Raw genomic sequence first — 23,319 nt, forward strand, 5'->3', positions numbered from 1 at the left:
ATTATCCTTTCACTGCGGCACCTTCGTTTCCGCGACGTTCCATCCGCGCAAGGTCACGACCGGCTGCGCGGCCAGTGTCGCGGGGTAGCGGATGGTGATGGTGCGGGTTTCCTTCGGAAGGAGGGAAACGTAGTTGTCGTCGTAGAAGGCGGGGAGGATACGCTGCCCGTTGCGGTCGAGCAGCGTCAATTTGGTGTTCAGCGCGGCGACCGGGCCGTCGTTGGACAGCGTCACCGCGACCATCCGGTCGCCGCCGTCGACTACCGGTGCCGCCATCCGTGCCGTCAGCGTCGCCGGGGCGAGCGCGTTCAGCGCCTGATAGGAAGCGGTATCGCGCCCGCGCCAGTAGAAATTGTCCGAAACGGGCTTGCCGGCCGCATCGGACAGGGTCAGCCGCACCAGCACCACCGGATGCGTCGCATAGAGCGTGTCGAGCGGCACGGCGGCCAGCGGCGTCGCGCGATTGGCCAGCGCATCGACCCGTTCGGACCGCGCGAACAATTCGGCATTGTCCAGCCCGACGACCCGCACGCGCGCGGTCAGCCCCTTCGCATCGCCCCGGGTCGTGTTGAGCACGACCAGTTCGTTGCCCGGCAGGTTCAGCTGGACGTGTAGCGGTTCGACGGCTTTCTTCGCGCCATAATAGGCGGCGTGGGTGTCATAGTCCCATGAATAGATCTGCCACGCGTTCGACGGCCATGCCGGATGCGTCATCCATAGCAACCGGCCGCTATTCTTCGTCCACAGGTGGCCGAGGAACCCCTCGTACATCGCCTTGTGCGTTTCGAGGTTCATCATCTGCGCCTTGCGCTCGAAATCGGCGAAGTCCTTGGCCGTCCCGAACATCGTGGCCAGCGTCTGCATGAACGTCTTGGTGTCGCCATTCCCGCCGAAATGCCAGTCGTGATAGGCCAGCACGTCGCCTAGCGGCCAGCGATCGGCGGCAGGGACATAGGACGCGACCGATTCCGCCGTCGACAGCGACGGCGTGCCGGTCTCCACGGAGAAACCGGTGGCGAGATCGGTGAAATAGCCGACCGGCGCACGGTAGTTATACGGCCCCGACCCCTGCAGATTCACGACGTTCGACGACCCGGTGAACCAGCGGGTACCGTCGAGCTGGAACACGGCATCGTCCAGCCCCTCGTTCAGCGTCGGATAGGGGACGCCTTCGTTGCGGCCGAACCACAGGATGATGCTGGGGTGGTTGCGATAGCGGGCGATCGTGTCGCGGGCATTGGCGAGGAACAGCGCGGCATCGTCCGGCTCGATCTGGAAATTCTGGGTCGATTGCCAGAAATCGTTCAGGACCATCATGCCGTTCTCGTCGGCCAGATCGTAGAACTCGTCCTCGGTATTGTTGCCCATCCAGTTGCGGATGACGTTCATATGCGCCTCGCGCTGGAGGCGGAAGAACGGGCTGAGCCAGTCGTAGCTGACGCGCTTCATCGCGTCGTCCATGCCCCAATTGCCGCCGCGCGCGGCGATCCGCACCCCGTTCACGCGGATGGTCAGATGCGGTTCGGGCAGCGTTTCGGTGATCGTCGTCACCGCCTTCGACACCTCACCCGCCGGGGTCAGCGATTCCGCCCAGCCGGTCGGCGTCTGCTTGATCGCGGCGTGGCGGACGTCGATCAGCTTCTGCCCGGCAAGCCCGCCATCGGTGGTCTGGACGTTGACCCGGCGCAGCGCGCCCGCCGCATCGAACAGCGACAGGTCGTAGCTGACCTCGCGGATGCCGAAGCGCTGCGCCTTGCTATCCGACACGCCGTTCGCGTCACTGACCTGATAGGTCGCGTGGTAGAGATGCGGTTCGCCATAGCCATTGGGCCACCATAATTTGGGGTTGGCGACGGTCAGCGCCGGGAAGTCGGCGGGGGTGAAGCGGACCTCGCTGCGTCCGGTCGGCGCGGTCACGGTCCGTTCGACCGACACCCCTTCGAACGCGACCTTGACCGTCACCGGTCCCGCCGGCCCGCTATTGTCGATCGGCACGGTGACATGGACATTGGCGCGGTCGGTGCGCGGCAGCGGCAGGTCGGTTACGACATGCGGGTCGAGGATGCGGACCGCGCCATGGGCGACCAGCTCGACCGGCCGCCACAGCCCGGTGTTGCGGTCGCGGATGCCGGGAATCCAGTCCCACCCCTCGGTCGCGACGAAGGTCGGGCCGTCGATCGCCAGCTGCCCGCCATTTTCGCCGACGCCGGCGCTGACCGATTGTTCGTGCGGAATGCCGGGATGTGGCGGCGGCGATACCCGTACCGCGATCACGTTCTCGCCCGCGACGGGCACGTAATCGAACTGGCCGCGGATGAACGCGCCGCGCGTGGCTCCCAGCTTCACGCCATTGGCCCAGATGTCGGCGGCGTAGTTGATGCCGCCGAACACGATCGTCAGCTTCTTGCCGGCAGCCTCGGCCGGCACGGTGAAGCGGGTGCGGTACCAGTAATTCTGCCGTGCCAGTTTTTCGGGGATTTTGAGGTTGTTCAGGCCGTAATAGGGGTCAGGATAGACGCCGCGATCGACCAGCGTCTGGAGCACGGTGCCCGGCACCGTCGCCGCGCGCCACGCCCCCTTGGGAGTGCCCGGCCGCGACAGCGCCGCGCCGTCGCCGGTGACATCGGGGGCGGCGGCGAGTTGCCAGCCATTGATCTGCCACCGGCCCGGTGCCGTCGCCTGCACGGTGGGCGCGGTCGGCAGCGGTTTGGCGACCGGCGCGCTGTACGCATCGCCCTTCGACTGCGGCAGGGTCCATGCGTCCTGCTGCTGGGTCTGGCCGATATTGGCCGTTTTCTGGAAAGGCCAAGTGACGCCGACCTCCCACAGCTGGACATTGGCGAAGTCGGGGCGCGGCATCGCGGCGATGGCGGCGGGCGACAGCGCGCGGTCATCCAGCGTGACGCCGACCAGCGTACCGCCGAAATGCGGACGGCCGGGCACCGCGCGCGCGACGTGAAGGACGCCGTTGGTCGCGGCGGAACGGGCCGTACCGGTCGCGACGCGGCGACCGTCGACATACAGGGTCGCGCGGGTGCCGTCGGATACCGCCGCGACCTGCGTCCAGCGGCCGGGCGCGATGGCCGGGCCGGTCAGCGTCGTCGCCCCGTCGTTCAGCGTCAGCCGCCCGTCGTTCAGTGCCACGACCCGCGCCTCGCCCAGCGCGACCAGCGGCACCATGCCCGCCTGTCGCGCGTCGGCTTTGATCCACAACGTCACGCTGTACGGTGCCCCGGCCTGTGTCACCGGTCCGGCGACCGGGCGTTCGATCCCGATCCCGCCGGTCAGGAAGCTGGCATTATACGGCCCGCCATTGACCGGGACTTGTGCGCCGGCGACCCCCGCCATGGCGACGCTGCCCAGCAGCGCGGCGATCATGCCCAGTTTCATGCAGAAGTCCTTTTCGTCAGGTCGGCGCTGATCGCTTCAAGATCGCGGCCACGGGTTTCGGGGAAGAAGCGCCAGACCAGCAGCGCCTGCACCAGCATCGCGGCGGCAAAGCCCCAGAAGGGCAGCGCTCGGTCCCAATGCGCCACCAGCGGGAAGGCGAACGACAGGACGGCATTGGCGACCCAGTGGGTCGCGCTGCCGATCGCCTGTCCGCGGGCACGGACGTCGGTCGGGAAGATTTCGCTGAGATAGACCCAGATCACCGCCCCCTGCGACATGGCGAAGGCGGCGATGAACAGGATCAGCAGCGGCAGCAGCAGGGCGGGCGATGCTTGTCCCATATAGACCAGCGCGACGCCGCCCAGGGCGACGGCGGTGACGATGCCGCCACCGATCAGCAACGGCTTGCGTCCGACCCGGTCGATCACGCCCATGCCGATGACGGTCGCGATCAGGTTGGCGGCACCGATGGCGATCGCCTGCATATCGCCGGACACGCCGGTGAAGCCCGCGGCGGCAAAGATGTCGTTGAGGTAATAGAGGATCGCGTTGATCCCCGACAGCTGGTTGAACAGCCCGATGGCGATGGCGAGCAGGATCGGCATCCGATGCACGCGCCAGTCGAGCCGCCCCGTGCCGCCGCTTGTCGCAGGCGGAATCGCGTCGAGGCCGAGCCGTGCCGCCGCGCGGGCCGCTTCGTCGCCGCGTCCGCGGGCGGTCAGCCAGCGCGGGCTTTGCGGCAATCCGGTCAGCAGGATCAGGAACAGCGCGGCCGGGACCGCCGCCACGCCCAGCTTCCACCGCCACGCCAGATCGGGGGCGACCGCCTGCGCGACCAGATAATTGCTGAGATAGGCGATCAGGATGCCCGCCACGATGTTGAACTGGAACAGCCCGACGAGCAGCCCGCGTCGCTTCGCCGAACTGATTTCGGCGATATAGACCGGGACCAGCACCGACGATGCGCCGATGGCGAGGCCGCCGAGCACGCGGAACGCGATGAAGCCGGTCAGCGTGGTGGCGATGGCGCAACCGACCGCCGACACGACATAGAGCAGCCCTACGACGCGCAGCACGGCAAGGCTGCCCCAGCGGTCGCCCGGCGCGCCGCTGAACAACGCGCCAACCAGCGTGCCCCACAAGGCGGCGGAGACGGCGAGGCCGAGGCCCGCTTCGGACAGGGCGTAGTTGCTGCGCAGCGCGTCGGTCACGCCCGAGATGACGGCAGTGTCGAACCCGAACAACAGTCCGCCGAGACTCATCGCGACCACGGCGCGAGTGTGGGTCGCGCCGCTCATGCGCCGGTCACCCGGGCGAGGAAGCGGCCATGCGGTTCGGCATGGGCCAGCGTCTTGCCGATCGCCTCGCGCATCCGGGCGAAACTGTCGGCCAGCGTGTCCTCATCGATCGCATCGGCCAGCGGCGAATGGCGGGCGGGCAGGTCGCCGAACCCGGCATACAGGCTCAACCAGCTCGGGTCCTGGAACGTATCCCACTCGTTTCGCACAAATTCTCCTCCCGAACGCCAGGCGTCCAGCTTGATCTGCAAGGGTTCTGGCGGTTCGACCGCGCGGATGGCCTGCCAGAACGGTTCATTGCGACCGTTGGCAAGATAATGAAGGAACAGGAAGTCGCGCAGCCGTTCGAATTCCAGCACCGATTGCCGGTTATAGGTCGCGGCAAGGCGCGGGTCGCAGTCGCGATCGGGGAACAGCGCGACGAGCCGCTCGAGCCCCGACTGGATCAGCGAGATGCTGGTCGATTCGAGCGGTTCGAGGAAGCCCGAGGCAAGGCCGAGGCCGATGACGTTGCCGCTCCAGAACCGCTCCCGGTGACCGGTCGTGAAGCGCAGTCGGTTGGGATCGGCCAGCGGTGCCCCTTCGAGCGTGGCGAGCAGCGCGTTCTCGGCATCGCCGTCCGACTGGAACGCGCTGCAATACACCGATCCGTTGCCGATGCGGTGGCGAAGCGGAATGCGCCATTGCCAGCCGGCCTTGCGGGCGGTGGCGACGGTATAGGGGGTGGGATCGCCCGGTGCCGCCGTGCAGGGAATGGCGATGGCGCGGTCGCACGGCAGCCAGTGGCGCCAGTCGATATAAGGCGCGCCCAGCGCGTCGCCCAGTAACAGGCTGCGAAACCCCGATGCGTCGATCCACAGGTCGCCCTCGATCGTGCGCCCATCGTCGAGCGTGACCCCGGTGACGTGACCGCGCGCCGGATCGGTCGCGACCGCCCCGATCCGCCCGTCGACATGCGCGACGCGGTTGGCGAGCGCGAGGCGACGCAGCATCGCGGCAAAGGCGGCGGCATCGAAATGCAGCGCGAAGTTGAACACGCCCAGATCGTTGGCGGGCTGGTCGGCGGGCGGCAGGAACAGCCCGTTGCGGGCCAGTTGCGTTGCGAGGCAATAGTCCGCCAGCGGCCCGGCGCGGCCCGCGGCGTTCAGTTTCAGCCAATAGTGATGGAAGGCGACGCCCTGCGCGCCGACGCCGTACAGGCCGAACGGGTGGAAGAACCGATGTCCCTCGCCACCCCATCCGTCGAAGCGGATGCCGTATTTGATCGTGCCGCCGGTCTCGCGCAGCACGTCGGGCTCGCCCAGTTCGATCGCCGACAGGAAGTCGCGGATTGCGGGCACCGTCGCCTCGCCCACGCCGACCGTACCGATCGCGGCGCTGTCGACGACGGTGATCGACAGGTTCAGATGGGTCAGCCGCCGCGCCAGATAGGTCGCGGCCATCCATCCGGCGGTGCCCCCGCCGACGATGACGATCGATCGAACCGGCTCGTTCGGCATCCGTCCCCCTCGTCCCCGTTCCGCGATGCCATGCTATCGCCCAACGCCGCGGACGTCACCCCGGCATGGCCGGGGCAGGCTGGGAGGGGCCAGACCCTCCCCGACGCGTTCAGAACTTGGCGCGGACGCCGGCGATGAAGCGACGCTCGTAGATATTCTCGTTGAACACCTGATCCTGCCACGTGAGGTAATAGCGTTCGGTCTCGCCGGTCAGGTTCGATGCCTGGCCATAGATGCTGAAGTGCGGGGTCAGGTCATAGGCGATCGACGCGTCGAGATAGCTGGTCGGTTCCTGATACTGGGCCAGCCCCGGGATGCCGCCATAGTTGGACGAGGCGAGCCGCTTCGACCGGAAGTTGTAGGCGACGCGCGCCTGCAATCCGTATTTCTCGAACCACAAGGCGGCGTTTACCTGATGCTTGCTGTTGTCCTGGAACGGCATCTTGTTGCCGGCCAGATCGACCTGCCCCGCATCGCCCAGCGACAGCGTATAGTTGGCATCGACGCCGAACCCGCCGAACAGCCCGCCCACGCCGTAATCGGCGAGCGACTGGCGCGCCGACGCCTCGATCCCCTTGAGCGTACCGCCCTCGCCCTGTGCCAGGGTGTTGGTGACGACCGGGCGACGGATCACGCCGTCATTGTCGGGAATGTCGCTGCGGGTTTCGGTGGTGGTGGTGATGAAGCTGTCGACCGAGATGTAGAACGCACCGACCGCCAGCAGGCTGGAGCGCCCGGTATAATATTCGAGGCTCGCCTCGGCATTGGTCGCGCGCCACGGGTTCAGGTTCGGATTGCCGCGCGAATCGGCGGTGCGCGCCTCGAACCGGGCCGGGTTCACCTGCGTATTGATCGCGTAGTTGACGTTCAGACCGCCGCCCCATTGCAGGAAGTCGAGCACCGTCATCGTCTTCGAGAAGGCGGCGCGCGCGCGCAGCTTGTCGGTCACGTCGAACGCGACGTTGAACGCGGGCAGGAAATCGGTGAATTCACGCTGCGTCACGACGTCGCCGGCATCGACGCCCGACACGCCGTACGGCTGCGGCGCGCCGACGATGTTCTGCCGCACGTTCAGCCGGGTATTGACCACCTGCAGGCCGCCATTGGCGCGGAACGGCATGCCGAACAGCTCGCCTTCGCCCGACACTTGGCCATAGCCCGAAATCTGGCGGACGTTGACCGTGAAGCTGTCGGCCGGATTGACCAGATTCTGGCTGCCCGGATAGAATTTGTTCTGCCACGCCTCGCTGTCGTCCATCGCGTGCGGGTCGAGCGCGTAGAGCGCGGGCGTGCCGCCGGCGGGCAGGGCATATTGCTTGATCAGGCCGGCAAAGACCGGGTCGTTCGCTTGCCGGGTATAGCCCGCGGTATAGGCATTGCCCTGCGCATCGCGCACCGCGCACTTGTTGTCGTTCAGGTTGACGTCGAACGCCTTCCACTTGACCAGGCAACCGCCCGCCGGATTGGCGGCATTGTCGGTGTTGCCGGCATAGAAGGGCGAGACGCGGTCGAAGGTGAACTGATCGACGCTGCGTTCGCCATAGCGGCCACCGAACGACAGCTTCACGCCGTTGTCGGCGGTATATTCTCCATCGGCGCGCACCGCCCACAGGTCGCCATTCTGATACTGGTTGCCCTCCGACGAGATCGTCTTCAGCCCGTAGCGCGACGGGTCCGATGCCTGCGCGAGGAAAGCGGGCGAAAAGCCGAACACCGGCGCGCCGCTCGAATAGTCGACGGTCGCGGCCTGGCTGTAGATCTGGTAGCCGGTCGGATTGAACTGGCGGTCGCCACCAACCGATGCCGGATAGTTGCCGACGCCGTTATAGGCCCATTGCGTGCCGTTGGTCAGGCTGAACTGGGTATAGGCCTGATCGCGCTTGCGCGATGCCTTGCCATAGATACCGCGAACGGTGCCCTTGAACTGTTCGCTCGGCTGCCAGTCGAGCTGGACATTGTAATTCTGCGATTCGCTCTTCGTACGGAAGGTTTCCGAATAGCTGTCGAAGCTGGGCAGGCTGTAGCTGTATTCCTGCACCGTATTGACGTTGTAGCCGTTGGGCGACACCGCGCCGGTATCGCGCGACTTGGTCGGCAGGAACGGCGACGACAGCCAGTCGACATTCTGGAACTGGAAACCGGCGGTGCGGTCATATTGCGTCTGGCGGGTGTAGAAGCCGTCGGCGGTCAGCTTCAGCGCATCGTTGATCTCGAACTGCAACGACGCGTTGGCACCGAAGCGCTCGCGATTGGTGATGCGGTTCCACGCGGTGTGCGACTGCGGCGTGATGAACGCGTCGTTGACGTCGCCATCGCCGTTGACGTCATAGCCCAACAGGCTGCCGGCGGAATTGCGGATCGGCCGGCCGCGGCTGACGCCGTTGTTGCCGACCGCGAAATTGCCGGGGTTCGCGGGCGTGACCGAACCGTCGCGGTTCAGCACCGCATCGCTGCCGGCTTCGGTGTTGAACGCGACGCCGTAATCCTGAATGCCGCGGAAGCTGTTGCCGAGCGTCAGGTCGCTATACGCCGCCGACACCAGCACGCCGAACCGCTCGCCATGATAGGCGATCAGGCCGTTGGCCGACGGGCTCCATTTTTCGGTCCGGTCGCCATATTGCCCTTCGGCGGCGGCCGACAGCGTCAGCCCCTTCTTCAGGTCCATCGGCCGGCGGGTCAGCAGGTCTACGGTCCCCGACAGACCCGCCTGTTGCAGCGACGCCGTAGGCGACTTGAACACGGTCGCGCCGGAGAACAGCTGCGACGGGATGTCGGTGAAGTTCGGCTGTACCGTCGTCACCGAATTGGCGCCGAGGAACTGCTCGCCGTTCATCAGCGTGGTGACCTGCGGCAGGCCGCGGACGTTGATCGCGCCGCCTTCGCCCGCCTCGCGGCGGATCTGGACGCCGGGGATGCGTTGCAGCGAATCGGAGATGGTGACGTCGGGCAGCTTGCCGATATCCTGCGCGCTGATCGCCTCGACCACGCTGGCGGCGTTGCGCTTGATCTCGACCGATCGGGCCTGCGATGCGCGGATGCCGGTGACGACGATTTCTTCGCCCGGACCTTCGACCTGTTGGGGAGCGGCCGCCCCGTCGGCGGGAACGGCGGAGGCATCCGGGGCATTGCCGGTAGCGGTCTGTGCCCAACCCGCCGATGGCAAGGCGAAGGCGGATACCGCCGCGAGCAACATCGGACGAACGATCGAGAGCGAAGTACGGCGCATAGAGCCTCCCCATGGATCGGGCCGTTATCGTGCGGCCCCTATTAATTAACAAATTTGCTATTGTTTAAGGGATGCGTTGTCAATGCAGGAACGCCGCCGTTCCGCGAGTCCGGATCGACCTTGGTCGGACGCAATCACCTTACTCCCCTCCCTGACAAGGGAGGGGCGGGGGGTGGGTTGGCCCGCGAGGGGAGGTGCCGTCCGCCAACGGACCGACCCACCCCCAACCCTCCCTTGTCAGGGAGGGGAGCAATATCGCCGGAGATTCGAATAAAGGTCGATCCCGCCTGAACCGTACGGGATCGCTTGCGCAGCTATCCCAGCAGGATCCGCGTACCCAGCGCCGCGAACAAGGCCAGCGGCATCGCCACCGCACCGATTTTCAGGAAGCGCCAGAAACCGACATCCTCGCCCTCGCGCCGGATCGCCTGCAACCACAGGATCGTCGCCAGACTGCCGGTGATCGACAGATTGGGGCCGAGGTCGACCCCGATCAGCAGCGCATCGACCACCAGTCGCGGCGGCTGTGCCTGTGCGACGGCGGTGCTGGCGACCAGCCCGGCGGGCAGGTTGTTCATCAGGTTCGATGCGAAGGCGAGGATCGTGCCCGACGCCGCAGCCGCCGATACCGGATCGGCCGACGCGGTACGCAGCGCGGCGGCGACCTGTCCGATCACTCCGGTCAGGTCCAGCGCCTCGACCAGCACGAACAGCCCGGCGACCAGCGGCAGGACGCTCCATGACACGTCGCGCAGCAACATGACCGGCGAATTGCGCGCGATGGCGCATACCACCAGCGTCGTGACGATCCCGGCGATCGCGGTCGGCAATCCCAGTTCGATGTCGAGCGCCGATACCACCAGCAGCACCGCCGCCGTGGCGACGATCCCGACGAACGCCGCCTTGCCGCCGGCGGTCAGCGGCGCGCGCTCGACGTTGCTGGTACACGTCCCCGCCAGCCGGTCGCGCTCCAGCCAGCGCAGGACGACGAACGTCACCCCGATCGCCGCCAGCGAGGGGAGCGCGAACGACGCGAACCACTGCCCCAGCGGCGGCATCCGGCCCCCGTACAACACGAGATTGGCGGGATTGGAGATCGGCAGGACGAAGCTGGCGGCATTGGCGATCAGCGCGCACGCGAACAACAGCGGCAGGGGATCGGCCTTCGCCTTTTTCGCGGCGGCATAGACCGCCGGGGTCAGGACGACGGCGGTCGCATCGTTCGACAGGAAGGTGGTAGTAACGATGCCGGTGACATAGACCAGCGCGAACAGCCGCGTGGTCGATCCGCGCGCATGGATCGCGGCGGTCGCCGCCACCCAGTCGAACAGCCCTTCGGCACGGGCGACTTCGCTGAGCAGCATCATCCCGATCAGGAACAGATAGACGTCGCCGCCCTTCGCCACCGCCGTCAGCGCCGCCGATAGCGGGATCAGACCGAGCAGCAGCAGCAGCGCCGCCCCGGCCAGTGCCCAGATCGCCTCGGGCCAGCGGAACGGCCGCGCGATCACCGCCGCGGTCGCGGCAGCGCAGATTCCCCATATCGCCCCGGTAGCAAGGATCACCGATGGCGTCCGTTCTCGTCGGGGCCGCGCGGCGGGCGTGTCATTTGTGCGTCTCGGGCATCGCGGTCAGATACAGGACGAAGCCGATCGCGGCGATCGCCGCCAGTGTCAGGAAGCCGGCGCTGTAACCGGCCCAGACGATGATCGACCCGGCCAGCGTCGCCGACAGCGCGGCACCGAGGCCGAAGACGCTCGACACCACGCCCTGACTGACGTTGAAGCGGCCCGACCCCCTGGTCAGATCGGCGACGATCACCGGGAACAACGCGCCGAAAATGCCCGCGCCGATCCCGTCGAGCGCCTGTACCCCGACCAGCCACCACGGATCGTTCGATACGGTATAAAGCGCGCCCCGGATCGCGAGGAAGCCAAACGCGATCAGGAACATCGGTTTGGTCCCCCAGCGTTCGGTGTTGCGCCCGACGACGATCGCGACCGGCACCATCACCAGCTGTGCCGCGACGATGCACGCGGCGGTCAGCGAGGTCGCCTTGTCGGTTCCGACGGTGCGGCCGAGCAGCTGGCTGACCGATGTCAGCATCGCCGCGTTGGACAGGTGGAAGGTGAAGGCGGCGAGCGCGAAGATCATCAGCGGGCGGTTTTCGACCAGCGTCTTCCATCCGCTCGGCTCGTCGCAACCCTCGTCGGGTTCGCAGTCGAGACCGCGGGCGACGGCGTTGTCGATATCGTCATTGTTCAGCCGGGCGGCCACGACGACGCTGGCGACGGTCAGCGCCGCCATCAGCCAGAAGACGACGACCGGCCCGAACGACCATGCCAGTACCCCCGCCAGTCCGGCCGACACCGCGTTGCCGGCATGGTTGAACGCTTCGTTGCGCCCGACGCGTTTGGCGAACAGCTTCGGCCCGACCAATCCCAGCGTGATCGCCGAGATTGCGGGGGCGAACACCGCGCCCGCCGCGGCGGCGATCGACTGGGTGATCGTCACCATCGTGAAGCCCGATACGATCGGCAACGACAGGCTGCCGGCCGTCACCAGCAGCGCGGCGGCGATGACGATGCGCGGCTTGTTCTTCACCCGGTCGATCAGCCCGCCCGCCGGCGTCTGCGACAACAGGCCGACGATGCCGGCGATGGTCAGGACCAGCCCGACCGTTTGCTCGTCCCAGCCATGCGACGGTCCGCGCACCACCAGCAGATAGATGGCGAGATACGGCCCCAGCCCGTCGCGCACGTCGGCCAGAAAGAAGTTGAGCGCGTCGAGCGTACCGGTCGGCGTCCTGGCGGGTGGGGTGCGCGCCGCGCCGGAGGGGGAAATCGCGGTTGCCATGGCCTCTATTTCCCGTCGTTCCTATGCGCAAACAGGCGAACGACGCGCCACGCAGAGCGCCGGTCGTGCTACCCCAAACCGGGTCGACGCATCGCGAACCGTCCCGCGTCGGGTTCGGAAGGAACGACCAGCGGCAGGCGAGTAGAACGATGGTCTACAACCATTTGGTTCGCGCCTAATCGAGCAGCATGGTGCATCAGTTCCGATGCAATATAGAAATAATGCTAAATGAACCGGTCGACGCTGGTCGGATTGGTGGTTGTCGTTGGCAAGATCGAATTGTTTGGGCAGTAGAGCTATGTAGGGTCCTAGATGTGGCTTCCGCTGGAGGCAATTTATTCGGTCGCCGCGCTCGATTGGTGCTTCTACGCCCTGGCTCTTCAACAACTCGATGCAATAACGTCGTTGCGTCGCGACCCGTCGATCGTCAAACCGTGGCGACTTCGTCGGTATGGACTTCGAAACGGGTCAGCGTCGTCTGCCCGAAGACCGTGGTCAATGCGGTGTCGGTGGCATCGCGGCCACGCGCCATCAGGATGCGGCCGATGCGCGGGTGTTTGTGGCGCGCGTCGAACGTGTGCCATTCGCCGCCCAGATACACGTCGAACCATGCCGAGAAATCCATCGCGGCATCGACCGGCGGTACCCCGATATCGCCCAGATACCCGGTGCAGTAGCGCGCCGGGATGTTCATGCAGCGGCACAACGTGATCGCCAGATGCGCGAAATCGCGACACACGCCCTGCTGTTCCTGATGGGTGTCCCACGCGGTCTTGGTGGGACGGGCATGGTGATAACCGAATTCGACATGATCGTGCGTGAACGCCACGATCGCTTCCACGCGTCCCCAACCCGGCGGGACATCGCCGAACAACGACCACGCCGTTTCCGACAGCCGGTCGGTTTCGCAGTAGCGACTGCCGAGCAGATAGACGAGGACGTCATGGGGCAGGTCCGCAATGTCGTGCTGAATCGCGCCGGGCGACTGGACGTCGGGCTCGCCGCTGTCCTCGATGACGAAGTCGCAGCTGAGCGTCAGGCCGCCGGGCGGCACGCTCACCCGGGTGCAGATGTTGCCGAAGGCGTCGACATAGTCGCGGAGCGCAACCTCCGGCACGGTGGTGATGCGATGCGGGGTGCGCAGATCCTGATGGCGTGACGGATGCACGCTCAGCATCGCCATCATCGGCGTCGGGGTGTCGGCGGAAAAACTGATGTCGTAACCGGCGCGGATCAGCATCGAACGGCCCCTATGGTATCGGCAGGGACAGGAACGTCGCGCGGGGGAGACGGGTCCACCGTAATGTCCACCGACACCTGCATGTCGAGAAAACTGCCGGGAAAACCATCGAAGGTGCCGGAGATCGGCACGGCCTGGTAGATGTCGCGGGCGATCGCGACGCGGATCAGCCCGGCGCTGCCGACGATGCCATTGGTCGGATCGAACTCGACCCAGCCCGATCCCGGCAGGTAGACGCGAACCCACGCATGGGTGTTGCCGCCGCCGATCCGGGTGTCGCGCGTTCCCGACGGGCTGTAGACATAGCCCGAGACGAAGCGCGCGGCGAAGCCCAGTGCGCGGACTGCTTCGATCATCAGGATGGCATAGTCGCGGCACGTGCCCTTGCGACGGCGCAGCGTCTCGATCGGGGTCTGGGTGCCCTTTTCCGCTCGTGACTGATAGGTGAATTCGCGGCGGATCGCGGTCGTCATCGCCGTCAGCAGCGCCAGCGTGTCGGTGACGCCCCCGGGGTTCAGGAACCGCCGTGCCCAGCTGTCGACCTCGCGCTGCGGGTCGAGATGCTGTCGCTCGATCGAACGCAGCAGGTCGGGCATGTCCTCCGACGAATAGGTGAAGGGATAGCTGCGCGCATATTCCTCGATGTCGACATACTGGACGTCGCCCGGTTCGTGACGGACGCGGACGTCGCTGGTAAAGGACAGCCGGCTCGCGCGCCGTTCGAACGTGGCGATGGCGACGGCATTGCCGAAAACGTCCTGCAGCCAGCGCACGTCGGCCGGCGCGGGGTCGATCGTCAGCGTCGCTTCGAGCAGATGCTGATCGAAACTCTCGCGCGGCCGGACCATGATTCGGTGCTCGCCGAACGCGACCGGCTGCTTGTAGAGATAGGTCGTCACATGCGAGAGATTCACGAATGGCATCAAACGGTAATCCCCGCGTCGAGGCTGCGTTGCTGAGCGATTCCGACCCTTTGCCGGTAGTGACCGTCAATCCCGGAGGCCGATCGCCGTTTCTGATCATCGGCGATCATGCCGGCAATGTCATCCCCTCGTCCTTGGGAAGGATGGGAATCGGTTCGCCCGACCTGTGCCGCCACATCGCATGGGACATCGGTGTCGCCGGTCTCGGCCTCGCGCTGGCCGAGCGGCTCGACGCGGTCTTCCTGCGCCAGACCTATTCGCGCCTCGTGATCGACTGCAATCGCGCGCCCGGTTCCGCCGATGCGATGCCGGCGGTAAGCGACAGGACGATCGTTCCGGCGAACGCCGCACTCACGCCCGAGGAACGCACTACCCGGATCGATGCGATCCATGCACCCTATCATCGCGCGATCGCGGACGAACTGGCACGGCGTGACCGGGAGGGGCGGGCGAGCATCCTGATCGCGCTCCACAGCTTCACCCCCGCTATGTCCGGGGGGCCGGCACGGCCGTGGCATGCCGGCATCCTCCACGACGGCGGCGATCCGTCGTTCGCCCTCGCCCTGCTCGCGGCGCTGCGGCGCGAGGCCGACCTGATCGTCGGGGATAACGAGCCGTACCGGATGGATCAGGTCGACTATACGCTCCCGCTGCACGCCTATCCGCTGCGCCGCCGCTATGCCGAGATCGAGATCCGGCAGGATCTTCTGGCCGACGAGCAGGGCCAGCGGCGATGGGCATCTATATTGGAACGATGTTTGTTGGCAGCATCGGCGACGGATGCAGGATGAAGCGTTGCCTGCGGCTCGCTCTCGATCAATGCGGCAGGCGATCCGGGGGCGGTTACTCGAAGAAGGCGGCGCGGGTCGGGAGCATCGCGGCACCGATCGCCGCCGCATCGCTGCCGATGACCGAAGGCACCAGACGCGGCATGGGGCGGTGATGGCCCCGCCGGGTCGGGTTGGTGATGTCGATCTTCGCGATCATGCGCTCGGCAAGGCTGGGGGGGAGCCGGCCGCCCAGAACGATCATCGCCGGATCGAGCGCGGCGAAGATCGCCGATACGACGAGGTTCAGGGACGGCATGCAACGATCGACCCACGCGTCCATCGCCGGCGCGGCGAGGTCGAGATCGCGCAGCATCGTCCGCAATCCGTCAAAGGCCATGCCGTGATCGGCGAGGTGACGGCGCAGATTCTCCAGATTCGGCTGATACCATCCCGCCGGCAGGACTGATCCGAACTCGCCGGCATTGCCGTGCGCCCCGCGCAGCGGCGCGCCGCGCGCCACGACGCCGCCGCCGAATCCCGCCGCGAAGTACAGATATGCAAAGTCGGGGCAGGTCCGGCCTGCGCCCAGCATCGCTTCGCCGACCGCCGCGACGTTGCCGTCATTATCGACCCAGACCGGACCGCCCAGCGCGTCGGCCAGCAGCGTGTCGAGCGGCCGCAGCGCCCATGAATCGAGCGAGGGCGGCGGATTGACCCTTGCGCCGTCCCCGATGAAATAGCCGGTGACCCCGACGCCGATTCCCAGACGACGCGCCGGATCGAGCCCGGCTTCGGCAACGGCCCGGTCGATCAGGGCAGCGACCTGTCGGGTGCCGGCATCGAAATCGTCGCGTTCGAGCGGCACCGATGCCCGAGCGCGGACCGCGCCGGTGAAATCCACCACGACCAGCGTCGCCGCGTCGGTCATCACCGACACCCCGATCGAAAAGGCGGCGTTGGGGTTCAGGCGCAGCGGCGCACCGGGCTTGCCCCGTCCCGCGACTTCCGGTGCGCCCGCCAGCACCAGCCCACGTTCGATCAGCGGTTCGATCAGCCGCCCCACCGAATGGGGCGCGAGGGCGGTGACGCGGGCAAGCTCGGCACGGGAAGCCGCGCCACACCGCGACAGCAGCGCAAGGACGACCCGTTCGTTGGCGGTCGCGGTACGCTGACCATCGGCGCGCAGGAAGCGGGGGTGAAAGGCACCGGCATAACCGTCGTTCATCCGGCTGTTGCGCCGTGTGGGGGTCGGCTTGTCAAGCCTGCCCGCAGACCTATCGTATCCAGCGGACCTTATAGAGATGGATGCCGTCGAGCGCGATGCGGCGACGGTCGCGACCGTCGGGCGTCATTACCGTAAAGCCGTTCGTCCACCACTTCTCCTCGGCCTGCACCCATGCGACGCGGTCGGCCGTCGCGCTCACCGACTTCACCCGCAGCGCGGGGTTGAGCGGTGCATAGGGGACGAACCTGCCGTCCTCGGGATCGAACCGCCACGCGCCGTCGTCGGTCGTGACATAATAACGCCCGTTATCGCCCGGCGACAGGTCGTGGCCGTCGCGCCGCCCCGGCAGCGTCCAGCGCGCGGTTTCGACCAGTCGGGTGGCACGCCCCTGACCGGTCAGGCGGAACGACTGCACCAGATCGTGCGACAAGGTGAACAGCCGATGCCGCTTCGCGTCCCATACCGCGCCATGCCCCGATGGCAGCGGCAGGTCCTGCACCACCTGCTCGCTATGCCGCCGGTCGTATAGCTGCAACCGGTCGCCCTCGGGCGAAATCGACAGCGCGATCGCGATCCGCCCGCCGGGCAGCAGGTCCGCCGAATGCGCCATCGGCACCCGCGCCCGGAACAGCACCCGTCCGCTGGCACGATCGATCAGCACCGCGCCGCCGGTCGATGCGGTGACGAGGATCGCGCGGTTGCGATCGACCGGCTTGCATTCGTCGATATGGGCCATCAGCCGCGTCCGATATTCCGCCGGCAGGTCGCGGGCATCGTGGGCGGTCCATCGCCAGACCTCGACCGGGCCATCGGGGGTGATTCGCACCTCGCGCACCTGATCGTCCCCGCACGCATAGGCGGCCGGACCGGGCGACATCGCCAAGGAAATAGCCAGCAGTGTCAACATCCTGTCGCTCCCTGCACGGTTCGACGCCCGACCGGTGTCGTCGCGTCACCTATATGTCACTTATAGTCAGTAAATGGCATTCGTGTTTCAGGAATCGGGGGTTTTGACGATGGTACGTTTTGGAAAGACGTGGCGGGTGATGTTGCTGGCCGGTGCGGTGATGCCGATTTCGGCGCTGGCGCAGGAGGTGCCGTCCGACACCACCAGCGAGGATATCGTCGTCACCGGCTATGCCCGGCAGAACACGCAGGCCATCGCCGCCAAGCGGGACAACGACCGGATCGGCGAATTCCTTGCCAGCGACGAGATCGGCCAGCAGCCCGACTACAATATTTCCGACAGCTTCCGCCGCCTGCCCGGCGTCACCACCGTCTTCGACGAGGATGAAGGCCGCTATGTCGGCATCCGCGGCATGAACCCGAACTTCACCGTCGGCACGCTCGACGGCGCGGTGCTGGCCACTGCCGAGCGGCAGAACCGGCAGCTTAACATGGAGGCGATCCCGACGACCGCCGTCTCCGCGCTGGAGGTCATCAAGTCGCGCACGCCCGACGTCGAGGGCAATGCGATCGGTGGCATCGTCAACCTGCGCAGCCGATCGGCGTTCGATCGCGGTATCCGGACCTTTGTCGGCAATGCGTTCATCGGCCTGTCGGACAGCCGCGCCGTCCCCGGCAAGGGCTTCAACCGGCCGACCGACGACGGCGTAAACTATCGCGCCGATGCGACGCTCGCGACCCGGTTCGGGGTCGACGACACCTGGGGGTTCGTGCTGACCGGCGCCTATAGCCGCAAGCGGCGCGATCAGGAGCGGCAGAACCCGACCGGCTATACCCAAGTGAACGGCGTCACCGTGGCCAGCGGGATCATTTCGGCAGGCTATCCCAACACCGTCGACCGCTATGGCGGAACCGCCAAGCTCGAATGGCGTCCCGATCCGCGCGTGCAGGCAGAGGTGTCGGGCACGTTTTTCCAGCAGTCCGACAATGAATTGCGCCATCAGCAGCAGCTGACGCGCGGGACCGTCGATACCGTTCGCACCACCGGCGGCACCGCGCGCGTCAACACCGCCGGCGGCTTCCTGCGCTTCAACGACTTCCCGCTCGAAAAGCCGCTTTATGTCGGGCAGGGCCGGGTGAAGTGGACCGGCGATGACGGTCACCATGCCGCGCTGCGCGGCAGTTGGTCACGCGCCATCTTCCTTGAAGCGTCGAACCAGATGCAGTTCAACCTCCCGACCAGCGCCGCCAACGCCTATAGCCAGACGCTGGCCGATGGCGTGCCGATCGCGGTGCTCGACAATCCGGCGACGTTTACCAATCCGGCCAATTACACCTTTGCCTCCTACACCCCCTATCGCGATCGTTCGCTCGATCTGGTGCGCGAGGGGCAGTTCGACTGGGGGTATCGCGATACCGCGCAGGATCGCGGCTTCGGCATCGGTGCGGGGCTGAAATACCGTGCCGCGACGCGCGATTTCGACACGCAACAGGCGGTCTGGAGCGGCGCGACCGGGACCAGCCTGACCGCCACCAACTTCGTGCTGCCCGACCGCTGGTCGCCGCTGTACACCGGTGGGCAGAGCCGGCCGCAGCCATTGCTCGATTTCACCGCGTTCCAGCGGTATTTCAGCCAGAACCCGACTGCCTTCACGCTGAATACCGCGCAGACCACGCTCAACGCGCGGCGGTCGGATTTTATCGTCGGTGAAAAGGTGATGGCGAGCTATGTCCTGCTACGTCACACCGGCGACCGCCACACGCTGATCACCGGCGTCCGCTATGAGGATACCGAGACGACGATCTACGGCTTTCGCGTCGCCGGCAGCACGCTGACCCCGCTGACGCGCGGCGCGAATTATGGCAGCTGGCTGCCGTCCGCCACCTTCAACTACGAACTGGCCGATCCGCTCAAGCTGCGGCTCGGCTATTACAAGGCGATCGGACGGCCCAGCCCCAGCGACCTCGGCACCAACGAAACGCTGAACCAGACGACGCTGATCCTGACGCGCGGCAATCCCGACCTGCGGCCGCGGGTGGCGCAGAATTTCGATGCCAGCCTCGAATATTACATGCCGCGCAATGCCGGCCTCGTGTCGCTGGCGACCTTCTACAAGGATATTCGCGACGACATTTATTCGCGGGCGGCGGGCACGACGGTGATCGACGGTACCACCTATCAGGTCACGCAGCCGCAGAATCTGTCCGGGTCGCGCGTGTTCGGGGTCGAGGGTGCGCTGGTCGTCAACAAGCTGCGCTTCCTGCCCGGGCCGCTGGCCGATTTCGGCGTGTCGCTCAACGCCACCTATCTGAACGGCAAGTCGCGCTTCCCGGCCGGGGGCAGTTTCGACCGGCTGACCCAGCAGCCGGAGTTTCAGGGCAATGCAGCGCTGTTCTACCAGCGCGACTGGTTGCAGGCGCGGGCGAGCTACGCGCATATCGGCCGGCAATATACCTCAATCAGCCCGACCGCGCCGCTCACCAACCGCTATGACCAGCCGTTCGACCAGCTCGACCTGCAGACGCGGATGACGTTCGGCCCGATCCAGATCATCGGCGAGGTCCGAAACGCCACCGATGCGCACCGCGAGAATTTCGACGGGTTCGGCACGCGCGACCAGAATTTCTTCGGCCGCCAGTTCTGGCTCGGCGCGGCGGTGAAGCTGTGAGCGTCTGGCCCGGCCTCTTGGCGGCGGCGGCGTGGCAGGCCGCTGCCGCGCCACCGGCGGACAGGCCATTATTCGACGGCGTCACCTATCGTCAGGAACGGCGCGTCGATGCCTCGGCCGATCCGGCGGTGATCCACATCGTCACGCTCGACCTGACGCGGCCGGGCCTGCGATTGGGCGTGACCCCGCCCGACCGGTCGCGCGGCATGGAATATGTCGCGCACACCGTCCGCAACGACCTGATCGCGCAACACGCCCAAGTGGCGGTCAACGCCAGCTACTTCCTGCCCTTTTTCGGCGGATCGCCCAAGGGCGACGATTATTACCCGCATGACGGCGAGCCGGTGTCGGTATCGGGGGCGGCGATCGGCGGCGGGCGGGTCGCCTCGCCGGTCGAAATCGATCAGGACCTGCGGGTATCGGCGATCCTGTGCCTCGGCCGCCGCACCGACATCCGGGCCGGGCAGCGGTGTCCGGCGGGCACGCGCGATGCCATCGCCGCCGGTCCGCATCTGTTGCAGGGCGGGCAGGCCGTCCCGCTCCACCGCGCGCTGATGGCCGAGGGCGGAAAAGGTCCGCGCACGGCCATCGGCCTGTCGGCGGACCGGCGGCGGGCGTGGATCGTCGTCGTGGACGGCCGGCAAAAGGGTTACAGCATGGGCGCGGACAATGCCGCGCTGGTCGCGCTGTTCCGCGACCTGGGGGCCAGCGATGCGATTAGCTTCGACGGCGGCGGTTCCTCGACCCTCGCCGTCGCCGAGGGGAAGGGCGCGGTCGTTCTCAACCGCCCGATCCATACCGGCATCGCCGGCCGCGAACGGCCGGTAGCAAACGCCCTGCTGGTCTTCGCACCGCCGGTATCCGTTCGGCAGTAGGAAGGGGTGCCTGCCGTTCCGCCGGGAGCGCGTCGCGCCATTCGTCGCTCGCCGCGCTGGCGGGGTGTGGTTCCTCGTCCATCGAGACGAGGTCGACCATCAGGGTGCAGAGATCAGCGTCCCGGCGGTCCATGGCCGTACGCTCGGCGCCGATCCGGTCAGCGTCACCCAGCGGCGGCACAATGGCGGGCGATGAAGGCGTCGTGCGCGGGCATCTGTGCCGCCGTAGCGGCGACGACCGCGCCGATCCGCTGCAACCGCGCGGCGGCGGCGTCGAGCGGCATCGCATCGGCGAGCGGATCATAGCTCGCCGCGCGCAGGCCCTGACCGTCCATCACCGCCAGCCAGCTCGTCTTCGTGAACAGCTCGTCGCCTTCGCGATAGACGCGGCCGGTGCGGGCATAGATGGCAAGCCGTTCGGCCAGCGTCTCCGGGATCGGGCGTTCGGCCTGATCGCGCCAATAGGCGGTGTCGCGCCGCTCGCTGGCGTGGAAATGCAGGATGACGAAATCGCGGACCTGATCGAACTCGGCGGCCATCAGCCGGTTGTACCGCGCGGTATCGGCCGGGTCGCAGGCGCGCGTCGGCAGCATTTCCAGCAACCGCGCAATGCCCGCCTGGACGAGATGGATCGAGGTGGATTCGAGCGGTTCGAGGAATCCGCCGGACAGGCCGAGCGCCACGCAATTGCCGACCCAGAACCGGTCGCGTCGCCCGGTGCGGAACCGCAAGGGGCGGGGATCGGCCAATGCCGGTCCGTCGAGATTGGCGAGCAGGGTGGCCGCCGCCTCGTCATCGGACACATGGTTGCTGGAATAGACATAGCCGTTGCCGGTGCGATGCTGCAGCGGGATGCGCCACTGCCACCCGGCGGCACGTGCGGTGGAACGAGTGAAGGGGCTGGGCGGGCCGGCATTGGCGGAGGGGACGGCGACCGCGCGATCGTTGGGCAGCCAATGGCTCCAATCCTCGAACCCAGCGCCCATCGCCCCTTCGATCAGCAGCGCGCGAAAGCCCGAACAGTCGATGAAGAAGTCCGCATCGATCCGCCGGCCATCGGCCAGCAGGACCGCATCGATCCACCCGCTGCCGTCCCGGCCGATATCGACGATCCGCCCTTCGATCCGCACCACGCCGGCCGTTTCGGCGCGCGCGCGCAGGAACCGGGCATAGAGCCCGGCGTCGAAGTGAAAGGCATATCCGATCTGCGCGAGCGGGGTGTTGCCGGGCTGTGGCCGCTGGAACCGCCCGGCATACGCGGCAGCGGCGCAGATCGAATAGTCGGCGAGCGGTCCGGCCTGTCCGGCGGCGTGCAGCCGTCGCCACGTCGCCTCGAACGGGACCGCACCGGCATCGATGCCATACACGCCGAACGGATGGAAATAGCGGTGGCCGACCCGGCCCCAGTCGTGGAAATCGATACCGAGCTTGAACGTGCCCTGTGTCGCGCGGACGAAATCGTCCTCATCGATGCCGAGCATCGCGTTGAAGGCCTGAATCGGTGGGATCGTCGCTTCCCCGACGCCAATCGTGCCGATCTCCTCGGACTCGATCAGGGTGATCGTCGGGCCGTGCGGTCCCAGCAGACGCGACAGCGCGGCGGCGGCCATCCAGCCGGCCGTGCCGCCGCCGACGATCGCGATCCGGCGCAGCGGACCATCGGCGCGCGCGCTCACGCCGCGATCCGGCATTGCAGGAACAGATTGCCGGTCAGGCGACCGTGCCGCGGATCGGCGGCATCGGCGGGCAGCGCGGTGATCGCCCCCGAATGGAGCAGCGCCGCGCGGTACAGGATCAACCGGTCGGGCACCGCATCGACCGTATCGATCACCTCGAACGGGCCGTTGCTACCATCGGCATAGGCGGCGGGCACCTCGGCGATCTGCGCGTCGAGCGCGGCGCGAAAGGTCGCCATGCGCTCCGCGTCGATCGTCTCGAACCCGGTGGTGCGGTGGCGAAAGAAACGGGTGCCGTCGCCATTGGCCGACGACAGGAAATGGACGGTCGCGAATTGCAGCCGGTCGGCGGAATCGACATGCGGCACGCGCTGGTCGGGGCTGAGCGCGTCGGGGGCGAGCGTGACCAGCGAGAAATTGCCGCGGGCGCGGGCCGGCTGGACCGGGGCTCCGGTGAAATGGGCTGCGATCAGCGGCAGGACCAGACGGACCATCGCGTCGACATAGGCGGTCGGCGCTGCCCCGAGCAGACCGGGATAGAAGCTGCCGACCTCCGTCGCCGGCGCGAAGCGCGATCGGGTCGCGGCGAAATCGACCAGAGCGTCGCGTTGCCCGGTCGCCCGGTCGATGACGACCACCGGTTCGCGTTCATGGCCGACATGGCGAATGGTGATGGTGGGCGGGGCGGCGGCGATCGGGGCGGACGACATGGCAGATCCGATAGCGCAAAAAGCGTCGGCGTGGCGAACCACGCCGACAGGGGAGG

The 23,319-nt window shown here is 67.0% G+C and carries 15 protein-coding genes; 3 read left to right on the forward strand and 12 right to left on the reverse strand.

Features of this window, described 5'->3' with window-relative positions; all coding sequences use genetic code 11:
• Positions 1 to 9 precede the first annotated feature (9 nt).
• The 8 genes from ASE50_RS07000 to ASE50_RS07035 form a co-directional block, all read right to left on the reverse strand.
• Positions 10 to 3,390 carry a glycosyl hydrolase 2 galactose-binding domain-containing protein gene (locus tag ASE50_RS07000; RefSeq protein WP_082438863.1) on the reverse strand — a complete coding sequence of 1,127 codons (3,381 nt, stop codon included), beginning with the start codon at positions 3,388 to 3,390 and terminating at the stop codon, positions 10 to 12.
• The gene (locus ASE50_RS07005; RefSeq protein ID WP_056397597.1) at positions 3,387 to 4,688 is read right to left on the reverse strand and encodes a sugar porter family MFS transporter; all 1,302 of its coding nucleotides are present in this window, start codon (positions 4,686 to 4,688) and stop codon (positions 3,387 to 3,389) included. The genes ASE50_RS07000 and ASE50_RS07005 overlap by 4 nt, the downstream gene beginning before the upstream one ends.
• Positions 4,685 to 6,187 carry a tryptophan halogenase family protein gene (locus ASE50_RS07010; protein ID WP_056397600.1) on the reverse strand — a complete coding sequence of 501 codons (1,503 nt, stop codon included), beginning with the start codon at positions 6,185 to 6,187 and terminating at the stop codon, positions 4,685 to 4,687. The genes ASE50_RS07005 and ASE50_RS07010 overlap by 4 nt, the downstream gene beginning before the upstream one ends.
• A 109-nt stretch (positions 6,188 to 6,296) precedes the next feature.
• On the reverse strand, positions 6,297 to 9,413 hold the full coding sequence (locus tag ASE50_RS07015) for a TonB-dependent receptor (RefSeq protein ID WP_056397603.1): 3,117 nt from the start codon (positions 9,411 to 9,413) through the stop codon (positions 6,297 to 6,299).
• A 314-nt stretch (positions 9,414 to 9,727) separates the two neighbouring features.
• The gene (locus ASE50_RS07020) at positions 9,728 to 10,978 is read right to left on the reverse strand and encodes an arsenic transporter (RefSeq protein WP_056397605.1); all 1,251 of its coding nucleotides are present in this window, start codon (positions 10,976 to 10,978) and stop codon (positions 9,728 to 9,730) included.
• A 40-nt stretch (positions 10,979 to 11,018) separates the two neighbouring features.
• A complete protein-coding gene (locus ASE50_RS07025; RefSeq protein ID WP_056397608.1) occupies positions 11,019 to 12,269 on the reverse strand; it encodes an MFS transporter in 1,251 nt (416 codons plus the stop codon).
• A gap of 427 nt (positions 12,270 to 12,696) precedes the next feature.
• Positions 12,697 to 13,509, reverse strand: a complete 813-nt coding sequence (locus tag ASE50_RS07030) for a transglutaminase-like domain-containing protein (RefSeq protein ID WP_056397611.1) — start codon at positions 13,507 to 13,509, stop codon at positions 12,697 to 12,699.
• Positions 13,503 to 14,432, reverse strand: a complete 930-nt coding sequence (locus tag ASE50_RS07035; protein ID WP_056397614.1) for a transglutaminase family protein — start codon at positions 14,430 to 14,432, stop codon at positions 13,503 to 13,505. Before ASE50_RS07035 ends, ASE50_RS07030 begins: the two co-directional genes overlap by 7 nt.
• Here ASE50_RS07035 and ASE50_RS07040 point away from each other — a divergent pair.
• On the forward strand, positions 14,426 to 15,223 hold the full coding sequence (locus ASE50_RS07040) for an N-formylglutamate amidohydrolase (RefSeq protein ID WP_056397615.1): 798 nt from the start codon (positions 14,426 to 14,428) through the stop codon (positions 15,221 to 15,223). The two genes, ASE50_RS07035 and ASE50_RS07040, sit on opposite strands and share 7 nt — an antisense overlap.
• 52 nt (positions 15,224 to 15,275) lie before the next feature.
• On the opposite strand, the gene ASE50_RS07045 is transcribed toward ASE50_RS07040, so the two are convergent.
• Together ASE50_RS07045 and ASE50_RS07050 are read right to left on the reverse strand one after the other, a co-directional pair.
• The gene (locus ASE50_RS07045) at positions 15,276 to 16,427 is read right to left on the reverse strand and encodes an ROK family transcriptional regulator (RefSeq protein ID WP_056397618.1); all 1,152 of its coding nucleotides are present in this window, start codon (positions 16,425 to 16,427) and stop codon (positions 15,276 to 15,278) included.
• A 49-nt stretch (positions 16,428 to 16,476) separates the two neighbouring features.
• Complete coding sequence (locus ASE50_RS07050; protein WP_056397620.1) at positions 16,477 to 17,334, reverse strand: DUF6528 family protein; 858 nt, start codon at positions 17,332 to 17,334, stop codon at positions 16,477 to 16,479.
• A 109-nt stretch (positions 17,335 to 17,443) separates the two neighbouring features.
• Here ASE50_RS07050 and ASE50_RS07055 point away from each other — a divergent pair, with 109 nt between their 5' ends.
• Positions 17,444 to 20,002 (forward strand): TonB-dependent receptor, encoded by a 2,559-nt coding sequence (locus tag ASE50_RS07055; RefSeq protein ID WP_162236174.1) that lies wholly within the window; start codon positions 17,444 to 17,446, stop codon positions 20,000 to 20,002.
• Positions 19,999 to 20,877: a phosphodiester glycosidase family protein gene (locus tag ASE50_RS07060; RefSeq protein ID WP_056397624.1), complete on the forward strand. Its 879-nt coding sequence runs from the start codon at positions 19,999 to 20,001 to the stop codon at positions 20,875 to 20,877. The genes ASE50_RS07055 and ASE50_RS07060 overlap by 4 nt, the downstream gene beginning before the upstream one ends.
• A 164-nt stretch (positions 20,878 to 21,041) precedes the next feature.
• Here the strand turns inward: ASE50_RS07060 and ASE50_RS07065 are convergent, their stop codons facing one another.
• Together ASE50_RS07065 and ASE50_RS07070 are read right to left on the reverse strand one after the other, a co-directional pair.
• Complete coding sequence (locus ASE50_RS07065; protein WP_268794920.1) at positions 21,042 to 22,553, reverse strand: tryptophan halogenase family protein; 1,512 nt, start codon at positions 22,551 to 22,553, stop codon at positions 21,042 to 21,044.
• Complete coding sequence (locus tag ASE50_RS07070) at positions 22,550 to 23,263, reverse strand: DUF6445 family protein (protein WP_056397630.1); 714 nt, start codon at positions 23,261 to 23,263, stop codon at positions 22,550 to 22,552. Before ASE50_RS07070 ends, ASE50_RS07065 begins: the two co-directional genes overlap by 4 nt.
• Between the last annotated feature and the right edge of the window lie 56 nt (positions 23,264 to 23,319).

The sequence above is a fragment of the Sphingomonas sp. Leaf5 genome (assembly GCF_001421155.1).
Taxonomy (GTDB): Bacteria; Pseudomonadota; Alphaproteobacteria; order Sphingomonadales; family Sphingomonadaceae; genus Sphingomonas.